Source organism: Pseudomonas sp. RP-B7, assembly GCF_059803535.1.
Map to the genome: position 1 here is coordinate 1 of NZ_JAPFHC010000046.1, position 11,460 is coordinate 11,460.

At 62.5% G+C, this 11,460-nt stretch carries 9 protein-coding genes and 2 tRNA genes; 6 read left to right on the forward strand and 5 right to left on the reverse strand.

What is annotated here, in order from left to right; genetic code table 11:
* Nucleotide 1: 1 nt before the first annotated feature.
* Nucleotides 2-74, reverse strand: a tRNA-His gene (locus OPU96_RS27040).
* Between the two features lie 32 nt (nucleotides 75-106).
* Nucleotides 107-183 (reverse strand) — tRNA-Arg (locus OPU96_RS27045).
* A gap of 279 nt (nucleotides 184-462) precedes the next feature.
* On the opposite strand from OPU96_RS27045, the gene folD reads away from it, so the two are divergent.
* Together folD and pbpG are read left to right on the forward strand one after the other, a co-directional pair.
* The gene (gene folD, locus OPU96_RS27050; protein WP_192296652.1) at nucleotides 463-1,317 is read left to right on the forward strand and encodes a bifunctional methylenetetrahydrofolate dehydrogenase/methenyltetrahydrofolate cyclohydrolase FolD; all 855 of its coding nucleotides are present in this window, start codon (nucleotides 463-465) and stop codon (nucleotides 1,315-1,317) included.
* A 208-nt stretch (nucleotides 1,318-1,525) separates the two neighbouring features.
* Nucleotides 1,526-2,449: a D-alanyl-D-alanine endopeptidase gene (pbpG, locus tag OPU96_RS27055; protein ID WP_226456447.1), complete on the forward strand. Its 924-nt coding sequence runs from the start codon at nucleotides 1,526-1,528 to the stop codon at nucleotides 2,447-2,449.
* A gap of 154 nt (nucleotides 2,450-2,603) precedes the next feature.
* On the opposite strand, the gene OPU96_RS27060 is transcribed toward pbpG, so the two are convergent.
* A complete protein-coding gene (locus tag OPU96_RS27060; protein WP_226456448.1) occupies nucleotides 2,604-3,266 on the reverse strand; it encodes a cysteine peptidase family C39 domain-containing protein in 663 nt (220 codons plus the stop codon).
* A gap of 211 nt (nucleotides 3,267-3,477) precedes the next feature.
* On the opposite strand from OPU96_RS27060, the gene OPU96_RS27065 reads away from it, so the two are divergent.
* The gene (locus OPU96_RS27065; RefSeq protein ID WP_192296655.1) at nucleotides 3,478-3,627 is read left to right on the forward strand and encodes a hypothetical protein; all 150 of its coding nucleotides are present in this window, start codon (nucleotides 3,478-3,480) and stop codon (nucleotides 3,625-3,627) included.
* Here OPU96_RS27065 and OPU96_RS27070 read toward each other — a convergent pair.
* Complete coding sequence (locus OPU96_RS27070) at nucleotides 3,624-4,034, reverse strand: PA0061/PA0062 family lipoprotein (RefSeq protein WP_226456449.1); 411 nt, start codon at nucleotides 4,032-4,034, stop codon at nucleotides 3,624-3,626. The two genes, OPU96_RS27065 and OPU96_RS27070, sit on opposite strands and share 4 nt — an antisense overlap.
* A 196-nt stretch (nucleotides 4,035-4,230) precedes the next feature.
* Here OPU96_RS27070 and OPU96_RS27075 point away from each other — a divergent pair, with 196 nt between their 5' ends.
* Genes OPU96_RS27075 through OPU96_RS27085 form a run of 3 tightly spaced genes read left to right on the forward strand, consistent with a single transcriptional unit; the run spans nucleotide 4,231 to nucleotide 10,013 of the window.
* A complete protein-coding gene (locus OPU96_RS27075; RefSeq protein WP_192296657.1) occupies nucleotides 4,231-7,452 on the forward strand; it encodes an efflux RND transporter permease subunit in 3,222 nt (1,073 codons plus the stop codon).
* Complete coding sequence (locus OPU96_RS27080) at nucleotides 7,442-8,611, forward strand: efflux RND transporter periplasmic adaptor subunit (RefSeq protein WP_226456451.1); 1,170 nt, start codon at nucleotides 7,442-7,444, stop codon at nucleotides 8,609-8,611. Before OPU96_RS27075 ends, OPU96_RS27080 begins: the two co-directional genes overlap by 11 nt.
* Nucleotides 8,595-10,013, forward strand: coding sequence for an efflux transporter outer membrane subunit (locus OPU96_RS27085; RefSeq protein WP_498560029.1), 1,419 nt, complete (start codon nucleotides 8,595-8,597; stop codon nucleotides 10,011-10,013). The genes OPU96_RS27080 and OPU96_RS27085 overlap by 17 nt, the downstream gene beginning before the upstream one ends.
* Before the next feature lie 129 nt (nucleotides 10,014-10,142).
* On the opposite strand, the gene OPU96_RS27090 is transcribed toward OPU96_RS27085, so the two are convergent.
* Complete coding sequence (locus OPU96_RS27090; RefSeq protein WP_498560030.1) at nucleotides 10,143-11,426, reverse strand: Zn-dependent hydrolase; 1,284 nt, start codon at nucleotides 11,424-11,426, stop codon at nucleotides 10,143-10,145.
* Nucleotides 11,427-11,460 lie beyond the last annotated feature (34 nt).

Below are 11,460 nucleotides of genomic sequence, written 5' to 3' on the forward strand. Positions count from 1 at the left end.
GGGTGGACGAAGGGGATCGAACCCTCGACAACGGGAGTCACAATCCCGTGCTCTACCAACTGAGCTACGCCCACCATCTAACAGTACTTGTGCCAAAGCTGCCTAATGGCGCACCCGGCAGGACTCGAACCTGCGACCATCCGCTTAGAAGGCGGATGCTCTATCCAGCTGAGCTACGGGCGCCTTATTAATCTGTACTCTTGGAGGATTACAAACTAAGTGCTTCCAGCCTTGCAGAACAACACTCTATTCTGCTCGACCTTCTTAACCAGTGCTAGGCTGTGCCCGACAAGTGCGACGAATAGTATAGACGCCCCGGAAAGCCGTCAAATCTTTTTTGAAAAAAATTCATTTTATTTAAGGGGTTAGGGCAATTTGCAGACCAAGCGCCTTTGCCCTCACGCTGTGGCATGCGAGAATGCGCACACATTTCTTCCCCCTCTCGATGGTTAATCACGCGTAATGACTGCACAACTTATCGACGGCAAATCAATCGCCGCCAGCCTGCGCCAGCAGATCGCCAAACGCGTCACCGAGCGTAGCCAGCAAGGCCTGCGCACGCCTGGCCTCGCGGTGATCCTGGTCGGCAGCGATCCTGCCTCTCAGGTTTATGTCTCGCACAAGCGTAAAGACTGTGAAGAGGTCGGCTTTATTTCCAAGGCTTACGACTTGCCTTCCGACACCACCCAACAGGCCCTGACCGACCTGATCGACAGCCTTAATGACGACCCGGCAATGGACGGCATCCTGCTGCAATTGCCGCTGCCCGAGCACCTGGACGCGTCCAAGCTGCTGGAGCGTATCCGCCCGGACAAGGACGTCGACGGCTTCCACCCCTATAACGTCGGCCGCCTGGCGCAGCGCATCCCGCTGCTGCGCCCTTGCACCCCCAAAGGCATCATGACCCTGCTGGAAAGCACCGGTGTCGACCTGTACGGTCTGGACGCCGTAGTCGTGGGCGCCTCCAATATCGTAGGTCGCCCAATGGCCATGGAACTGCTGCTGGCCGGCTGCACCGTGACCGTCACCCACCGCTTCACCAAGGACCTTGCCGGCCACGTCGGCCGCGCCGACCTGGTGGTGGTTGCCGCCGGCAAGCCAGGCCTGGTCAAGGGTGAGTGGATCAAGCAAGGCGCCATCGTCATCGACGTGGGCATCAACCGCCAGGAAGACGGCAAGCTGGTCGGCGACGTGGTCTACGACACCGCCCTGCCCCGCGCCGGCTGGATCACGCCAGTGCCAGGCGGCGTCGGCCCGATGACCCGCGCCTGCCTGCTGGAAAACACGCTGTATGCGGCAGAAACCCTGCACAGCTAATAACCAGCAGCACTGAAAAAGCCCTGCCTTATCGCAGGGCTTTTTATTGCCCGGCATAAAAACCTTTTTTTCTTAGTTTTTAAGCACTTTCGTCTGGTTCTCGAAGAACATTCGACAGTTTCTGATCCATACTTCTAGAATGTAACGTAATTTTTCAAAGCACCCGTTTTCCAACGGTATTTCCTTACTTCTTAGCGAGTTCATCCGCGTGAAAATTCGTCTCTCCATCGCCAGCCTATTTTTTGTATTTACAGGCACCTTCGCGCACGCCGCCGAGACCATCCAGGCCCCGCGCGACACCTCCAAACTACAGATCGCTTCCGGCAGTGCCATGCTCGTGGATCTGCAGACCAACAAAGTCATCTACTCCAGCAACCCCGACGTGGTGGTGCCGATTGCCTCGGTGAGCAAGCTGATGACCGGCCTGATTGTGCTCGAAGCCAAGCAGAACATGGACGAATACATCGACATCAACATCAAGGACACGCCAGAAATGAAAGGCGTGTTCTCCCGCGTGAAGATCGGCAGCGAAATGCCGCGCAAAGAAATGCTGTTGATCGCGCTGATGTCCTCGGAAAACCGCGCCGCCGCCAGCCTGGCCCACCACTACCCGGGCGGCTACCCGGCGTTTATCGCCGCAATGAATGCCAAGGCCAAGGCGCTGGGCATGACCAGCACCCACTACGTCGAGCCCACCGGCCTGTCGATCCACAACGTATCGACTGCCCGCGACCTGAGCAAATTGCTGGCCGCCGCGCGCCACTACCCGATGCTCAGCCAACTGAGCACCACCAAGGAAAAGACGGTGTCGTTCCGCAAACCCAACTACACCCTGGGTTTCTCCAACACAGACCACCTGATCAACCGCGCCAATTGGGACATCAAGCTGACCAAGACCGGCTTCACCAACCAGGCCGGCCACTGCCTGGTGCTGGTGACCAGCATGGGGAATCGTCCGGTATCGCTGGTGATTCTGGATGCCTTCGGCAAATTCACGCACTTTGCCGATGCCAGCCGCATTCGCAACTGGGTCGAGACCGGCAAGAGCGGCTCGGTGCCGGATGTAGCGTTGCGCTACAAGGCCGACAAGAATCTGAAAAACCGCCCGAACGCGGCAGAAGTGCGCCGCTAAAAGAATGTGGGAGCGGGCCTGTGTGGGAGCGGGCTTGCTCGCGAATGCGGTGTATCAGCGACAGATACCTCAGCCGACCCACCGCATTCGCGAGCAAGCCCGCTCCCACATCCCACACAAGCCTGTTCCCAAATGAGGTTTGCGGCGTCCTGCTTTACTGTGTTTCTGCCAACACCTTGAGCGCCTGCGCCGCCGCCCGCTCCTGCCCGGCCTGGGCCGTGGCGTTCGCCGCCTCACGCCAGCGCTGCGCGTCCACCTTGGCAGGCAACTGGCTTGGCCGCTGGGTGAGGATCGCCCAACTCCCGGCGCTCTTCCACTTCGATTCAAACTCGCTGAAGCTCATCAACAGGCGCCGGTCCATCCCGGCGCGCAGCAGCACCGTGCTTTTCTGCTGATTGAACCCCACCACGACCACGTACCGTGCGTCAGACCACAGGCTGCCGCCAATCCGCGCCATCACCGGGTAACCGGCTGCAACCTGTGCCAGCAACGCCGTCAGCTGGGTATCCAGCGGATACACCATCAACCCGTACTCACGCGCCAGCACCTGCATGTTGCGCTCCAGGTCCGCCTCGCCGCCCGGCAAGCGCAGCGGCTTATCCAGCAGACCCGGTGTCATCACAATGCCTTGTTGCGACAGCATGCTGGCCAGAGCAGCAGGGCCACTCTGATACGCCTCGCTGCGGAAAGTCGGCACGCCATTGAGCTCGACCCGCTCCGGCAGGCCCGGCAGTTTCGACGGGTGCCCGGAACAGGCCGCGAGCCCCAGGGCAAAGGCCAGCAACAAGGATGTTTTTACGTTCGACCGTAACCGCAATTTTTTACTCTCTTGATCAACTGCCGGTAAGGGCCCTGATCATAGGGCGCTCTGCCACGCGGGTATAGCCTCAGGCGTCAGTAAAGCGTGCGGCATAGAGCAAACAAGTTGGACGGACACGACCATTGGTCAATAGCAGGCAACCGCCAGGTAGCTAGACTGTCCATTGAGAAGACTGTGTGTGCCCCGAGCGGGGCGAAAGGAGGCCCTGATGAGCCTTGCAACGACGATAATCCTGTTGATCTGTGGTTGGCTGGCCGTTGCCGCCGCCATGTTGTGGGGGGTGCTGCGTATTGCCCGTCGACACCACCCCCACGCCAAACCCGCCAAGCCCCACAAGGCCGCGGTGCACCACGCCTAACCAGGCATGCAGCTGAAATCCTGGGTCGCGGCAACTTCCTTGCCGTGGCCATCCTTCAGCGACGCGCGCACGGTAGTGCCCAGGCTCGACTCCACCAGGGTGTAGTGCTCACCGGCCTTGAAATTCTTGTACTCGACCCGCCCCTGGCAGTCCTGCTGATTGTCGTCGCCCGGCTCTTCCTCGTACAACGTCACGTCCAGGCGATGGTCGCCCGGTGTCACTTCAAAAAAGCGCCCATCGTCCACGCGCTTGCCATCCACGCGTTCGGCCATCAGGTCATTCGGCGCTTCTTCCTTCAATCCTATCCATGCTTCGCTCGGGTCCGCCTTGGGGATCGGGCCGGCGCACGCCGACAACAACAGCACGGCACCGAGGGTTGGAATCAACAACAGAGGTTTAAGTGACATGGCAGGGCTCCAAAAAAGACGATGTGTCCGATGGGTTACAAGCTTGCGGAGCCGACCTGTGTTGAACAAATGAATACGCATGAAACGATCTTCAGCCCCTTCCTAAATGTTCCTTCACCTGGCTGAAAGGCGCGTGTTAGGTGGGTCGGGCAAGACTGCCGGGGTTTGCAATCCTGCTCCTTTCGGAGGTTCACGCATGCTCGGGCTGGTAAAGACCGCACTGCAAAAGCCGTACACGTTTATCGTGTTGGCCATATTCATCTGCATCATCGGGCCGATGGCGGCCCTGCGCACCCCCACGGATGTGTTCCCCGACATCGGCATCCCCGTGGTCGCCGTGGTCTGGCAGTACAACGGCTTGTCGCCGGATGCCATGGCCGGTCGGGTGATCTACACCTACGAACGCTCCCTGAGCACCACTGTCAACGACATCGAACACATCGAATCGCAATCACTGCCCGGCATGGGCATCGTCAAGATCTTCTTCCAACCCGGCGTGGACATCCGCACCGCCAACGCCCAAGTGACCGCCGTGTCACAAACCGTGCTCAAGCAGATGCCACCCGGCATCACGCCGCCGTTGATCCTCAACTACAGCGCCTCCACCGTGCCGATCCTGCAACTGGCATTCTCCAGCCCGAGCCTGTCGGAAGCGAAGATCCGCGACCTGGTGCAGAACAATATCCGCCTGCCCCTCAGCGCCCTGCCCGGCCTCGCCATGCCCACGCCCATGGGCGGCAAGCAACGCCAGATCACCCTCGACCTCGACCCGCAGGCACTGGCCGCCAAAGGCCTGTCGGCCCAGGACGTGGGCACCGCCCTGGCCCTGCAAAACCAGATCATCCCGGTGGGCACCGCCAAACTCGGCCCCAACGAATACACGATCCTGCTCAACAACAGCCCCAAGGCGATCGATGAACTCAACGACTTGCCGATCAAGACCGTCGACGGCGCGCTGATCACTATCGGCCAAGTCGCCCATGTGCGTGACGGCTCGCCGCCGCAAACCAACATCGTACGTGTCGACGGCCACCGCGCCGTGCTGATGCCGGCCCTGAAAAACGGCAGCATCTCGACCCTGTCGATCATCGACGGCATCCGCCAGATGCTGCCGCGCATCGACGAAACCCTGCCACCCTCGCTGAAAACCTCGCTGCTGGGCGACGCCTCGGTGTTCGTCAAGCAATCGGTGGGCAGCGTGGCCCAGGAAGGCATCATCGCCGCCCTGCTGACCAGCGCGATGATCCTGCTATTCCTCGGCAGCTGGCGCTCGACCCTGATTATCGCCGCGTCGATTCCCCTGGCCGTGTTGTCAGCCATCGCGCTACTGGCCGTCAGCGGGCAAACCCTCAACGTGATGACCCTCGGCGGGTTGGCATTGGCGGTGGGGATTCTGGTGGACGACGCCACCGTGACCATCGAAAACATCAACTGGCACCTGGAACAAGGCAAGGCGGTGAAGACCGCGATCCTCGACGGCGCCGCGCAGATCGTCGGCCCCGCGTTCGTCTCGCTGCTGTGCATCTGCATCGTGTTCGTGCCGATGTTTATGCTGCAAGGCATCGCCGGTTACCTGTTCCGGCCGATGGCCCTGGCGGTGATCTTTGCCATGGCCAGCTCGTTCATCCTCTCGCGCACCCTGGTGCCGACACTCGCGATGTTTTTGCTCAAGCCGCACACGCCGGAACCGGGCGCGGGTCATCACCCGGAAGACGAGTTCATCAACCACCACGAGGGTGAGCAACACGCCAAACCGCGCCATGCCGCGCTGCAAGCGGTGCTGAATTTCCAGCAGGGTTTTGAGCGCCATTTCTCGAATATCCGCGACACCTATCACAGCCTGCTGCTGTTGGCGCTGGGCAATCGCAAGCGCTTTATCGTCGGCTTCCTGGCCTGCGTGCTCGCCTCGTTCCTGCTGCTGCCAAGCCTGGGCCAGGACTTCTTCCCGGCCACCGACGCCGGCGCCCTCGCCCTGCACGTGCGCCTGCCGCTGGGCACGCGCATCGAAGAAAGCGCCGCCGCCTTCGACCGCATCGAAGCGCGGATTCGCGAAGTGATCCCAAGCGATGAACTCGACACCATCGTCGACAACATCGGTATCCCGCTCAGCGGCATCGACATGGCCTACAGCAGCAGCGGCACCATCGGTCCACAGGATGGCGACATCCAGGTCAGCCTGAAACCACACCACGCGCCCACCGCCGACTACGTGAAAAAACTGCGCGAAGCCCTGCCGCAAAGTTTCCCTGGCAGCCACTTCGCGTTCCTGCCGGCCGACATCAGCAGCCAGATCCTCAACTTCGGCGCCCCGGCCCCGCTGGACGTGAAAATCTCCGGGCGCAACGATGCAGAAAACCGTGCCTATGCGGTGGAACTTGAACGCCGTCTTCAACACGTACCCGGCATCGCCGACCTGCGTATCCAGCAGTCCACCGGCTACCCGTCGTTGCAAGTCAATGTCGACCGCCTGCGCGCCAATGGCCTAGGCATCACCGAGCGTGACGTGACCAACAGCATGGTCGCCTCCCTCGCCGGCAGCTCGCAGACCGCGCCGACCTTCTGGCTCAACCCAGCCAACGGTGTGTCGTACTCGATCGTCGCGGCGACCCCGCAATACCGCCTCGACAGCCTGCCATCCCTGGAAGCCTTGCCGGTCACCGGCGCCGACGGCCAATCGCAGATCCTCGGCGGCGTGGCGGACATCTCCCGCGTGCAAAGCCCGGCGGTGGTGACCCACTACAACATCGAGCCGACCCTGGACCTCTACGCCAACGTACAAGGCCGCGACCTCGGCGGCGTAGCGCGCGACGTGCAAAAAGTGCTGGATGACACCGCGTCGATGCGCCCCAAAGGCGCGACCATCAGCCTGCATGGGCAGATCGACGCATTGCATGAAGCCTTCAGCGGTTTAAGCCTGGGCCTGCTCGGCGCGGTGGTGCTGATCTACCTGCTGATCGTGGTCAACTTCCAGTCGTGGGCCGACCCGTTCGTGATCATCACGGCATTGCCGGCCGCACTCGCGGGGATCGTATGGATGCTGTTCCTCAGCGGCACCTCGTTGTCGGTGCCGGCGCTCACCGGCGCGATCCTGTGCATGGGCGTGGCCACCGCCAACTCGATCCTGGTGGTGAGCTTCTGCCGCGAACGCCTGGCCGAACATGGCGATGCGCTCAAGGCTGCGATGGAGGCCGGTTACACGCGTTTCCGCCCGGTGTGCATGACCGCCCTGGCGATGATCATCGGCATGTTGCCACTGGCCCTTTCCGAAGAACAAAACGCCCCCCTTGGCCGGGCGGTGATCGGTGGGTTGATCTTCGCCACCATCGCCACCCTGTTGTTTGTCCCCGTGGTCTTCAGCCTGGTCCACGGTCGTCACCCTACTCGCGCAGTTGCTGGAGAAACCCCACATGTCGCCTGATCACAAACCCTCGCGCAAGCGTCTGATGCTCATGGGTGTCGGCGGCCTGACCCTGGCCGCCCTGCTGGTCGCCAACGGCCTGCACGCCCGCACGTTGCATGAACAAGCAGTGACCGCCTGGACGGAAACCGCTGCCATTCCCCAGGTGCTGGTGTTCCAGCCGCAACAGAACGCCGCCGGCGATACCCTGCGGTTGCCGGCGCACCTGGAAGCGTGGAGCAAGGCACCGATCCACGCGCGGGTCAGCGGCTATTTGAAGGACTGGAAAGCCGACATCGGCACCCAGGTCAAGGCCGGGCAGGTTCTCGCCGAAATCGACAGCCCTGACCTCGACCAGCAACTGGCCCAAGCCCATGCACGACTGGTGCAGGAACAAGCCAACGCACGCCTGGCGCAAACCACCGCGACCCGCTGGCAAAACCTGCTGGCCAGCCACTCGGTGTCACGCCAGGAGGCCGATGAAAAAACCTCCAACGCCGCCGCCGCGAAGGCCAACGCCGACGCCGCCGCCGCCGACTGCGCGCGCCTGTCGGCCCTGGCCAGCTACAAGACCATCCGCGCACCGTTCGCCGGCACCATCACCGCACGCAACACCGACATCGGCCAGTTGATCAAGGCCGATACCGACAGCGATCCGGAGTTGTTCAACATCGCCGACACTCACCAACTGCGCCTGTATGTGCCGGTGCCGCAGAACTATGCCGCGGTGATCCACCCGGGCCTTGAAGCCGAACTGACGGTGCCCGAGCATCCAGGCCAACACTTCAAGGCGCGGCTGATCGGCGACTCCACCGCCATCGACCGCCGCTCCGGCACCCTGCTCGCACAGTTCGTCGCCGACAACCCCAACGGCGAACTGCTGCCCGGTGACTACGCCGAGGCGACGCTGCCGATTCCGGCCGACACCCACGGCGTGAGCATCCCGGCCAGTGCGCTGATCTTCCGCGCCCAAGGCACTCAGGTCGCGGTGCTGGATGCGCACAACCACGTGCACCTGCAAACCATCCACATCGGCCTCGACCTCGGCGAACGCCTGGTGATCGACCAGGGCCTCAAACCCGCCGACCGAGTGGTCGACAATCCGCCCGATGCCCTGCGCGAAGGCGATCCGGTGCAACTGGCGGACGCCAGCGGAGGTGCCCATGCACCCAAGGCTTAACCCCCTCGCCGCCTTGATGCTGCTGGCCTTGCAGGGCTGCTCCATGGCACCGACCTATCAGGTGCCCTCGGTCAACCTGCCGGCGGGCTATCGCGAACAGACCCGCGATGGCCCATGGCACAGCGCGCAACCGGCCGACACTTTGGCGCCGGCATGGTGGAAGCTCTACAACGATACGCGCCTGAACGACCTGCAACAGCAACTGCTCAAGGCCAACCCGGACCTCGCGGCGGCACTGGCCCACTTCGATGCGTCCCAGGCATACGCCAGCCAATTGCATGCCGGGCTGTTCCCGCAAATCAGCGCCAGTGCGCAGCCACTGCGCCAACGGCAATCCGACTCGCGACCGCTGCGGGGCAGCACTCAGCCATCGGTGTACAACAGCAATACCGCCGGGTTTTCGTTGAGCTACGACCTGGACCTGTGGGGCAGAGTCCGCAACCAGGTCGCCGCCGGCGATGCCCAGGCACAGGCCTCTGGCGACGACCTGGCAGTGGCCCGCTTGAGCCTGCAGCATCAGTTGGCGAGCTTGTATGTGCAGCTCAACGGGCTGGATGCACAGGCACGCATTCTCAACAGCTCGCTGGAGGACTTCAGCCAGGCATTGCAACTGACCCGCAGCCGCTATGAAGGCCAGATCGCCTCGGAACTGGACCTGACCCGCGCACAAAACCAACTGGCCGAAGCCAAGGCGCAATTGGATGACATCCACGGCCAGCGCAACCTCACTGAGCATGCGATAGGCGAATTGGTCGGTGTGGCGGCCAGCGATTTCACGCTACCGCCGAGCCCACAGTTGATCGCGCTGCCGCAGATCCCAACGCAGTTGCCCAGCCACCTGCTGCAACGTCGCCCGGACATTGCCGCAGCAGAACGACGAGTGTTCGCCGCCAATGCCAATATCGGCGTGGCCAAGGCGGCGTGGTACCCGGATTTCAGCTTGACCGGCTTGATCGGCGGGCAGACCCAAGGCGTCGGCAACCTGCTTTCGGCAGGCAATCGCTATTGGGCGCTGGGGCCGCTGGTCAACTTGCCGATCTTCGACGGCGGTCGTTTGAGCGCCAATGAACGCCAAGCCAAGGCCGAATTCGAAGAAGCCTCGGCGCAGTACCGCAGCCAGGTGTTGAGAGCCGTGCGCGAAGTCGAAGACAACCTGGCGCAACTGCGGGATTTGCAGCAGCAAGCCCAGGATGAACAAGCGGCGGCAGATGCGGCGCAGCATACCCAAGCGCTGGCGATGAACAGCTACCAGGCGGGCGCCGTGAGTTACCTGGATGTGGTGACCGCCCAAACCGCCGCGTTGCAGGCACAGCGGACATTACAGGCGGTGCAAACGCGGCAGTTGCAAGCAAGTGTCGGCCTGCTCACCGCCCTCGGCGGCGGCTGGCACAACACCTTGTAGTGAGCGGGCTTGCCCGCGCTGGGGGGCGAAGCCGCCCCAAATGGTCCGCCGCGGTGTTTCAGGAAGACCGAGGTGCCTGGGTTTGGGGCGGCTTCGCCGCCCAGCGCGGGGCTTGCCCGCTCACTACAATCAGGCGGCGAGTTTGCCGTTGGCGATAGCAGCAGAAGCGGCAACCATTGCGCGCAGCAACACCGCACAGCCCGCCGCCAGATCATCCGGGGCAGCATTCTCGATTTCGTTATGGCTGATACCCCCTTCACACGGCACAAAAATCATCCCTGCCGGGCCCAGCTCGGCGACGAAGATCGCGTCGTGCCCTGCCCCGCTGACAATATCCATGTTCGACAGGCCCAACCCGTTCGCCGCATCCCGCACCGCGTCCACGCAGCCCTTATCGAAATACAGCGGCGGGAAGTCCGCCGTCGGCACCATCTCGAACGTCAGGCCATGCTTGGCACAGGTGTCGTCGATCACCTGGCGTACCTGGGCGATCATCGAATCCAACCGCGCCGCTTCCAGATGACGGAAGTCCAGGGTCATGCGTACTTCGCCAGGAATCACGTTGCGTGAACCGGGGTAAGCCTGCAGGCAACCCACTGTCCCACACGCATGAGGCTGATGCCCCAACGCCGCGGCATTCACCGCGGCCACCACGGCCGCCGCACCGACCAGGGCATCCTTGCGCAGGTGCATCGGCGTCGGCCCTGCATGGGCTTCAACGCCGCGCAACTTCAGGTCGAACCACTTCTGCCCCAACGCGCCGAGCACCACGCCGATGGTCTTTTTCTCGTCCTCAAGAATCGGCCCCTGCTCGATATGTGCCTCGAAATAGGCGCCAACCTTGTGCCCGCTCTCCGGTCGTGTACCCGCGTAACCAATGGCATTCAACGCATCGCCGACCGAGACGCCATCGGCATCCTGCTTGGCCAGGGTATCGGCCAAGGTAAACTTCTGCGCAAACACTCCCGAGCCCATCATGCACGGAGGAAAGCGCGAGCCTTCTTCATTGGTCCAGACCACCACTTCCAACGGCGCTTCGGTTTCCACCTTGAGGTCATTGAGGGTGCGCAGGACTTCCACACCGGCGAGCACGCCGAAGCATCCGTCGAACTTGCCACCCGTGGGCTGGGTATCGATGTGGCTGCCGGTCATCACCGGGGGCAGGTTGGGGTTGCGACCAGGACGACGGGCGAAGATGTTGCCGATGCCGTCGACCGTCACCGTGCAACCGGCGTCTTCGCACCATTGCACGAACAGGTCGCGGGCCTGGCGGTCGAGGTCGGTAAGGGCCAGGCGACACACGCCGCCCTTGGGCGTGGCGCCGAGCCTGGCCAGGTCCATCAGCGACTGCCACAGGCGGTCACGGTTGATGTGCTGATGGGGCGATTGCAGAACGTCGAGGGCAGCGTTCATTGGGGATCTCCTCAGGCTACATTTCTTATGGTTT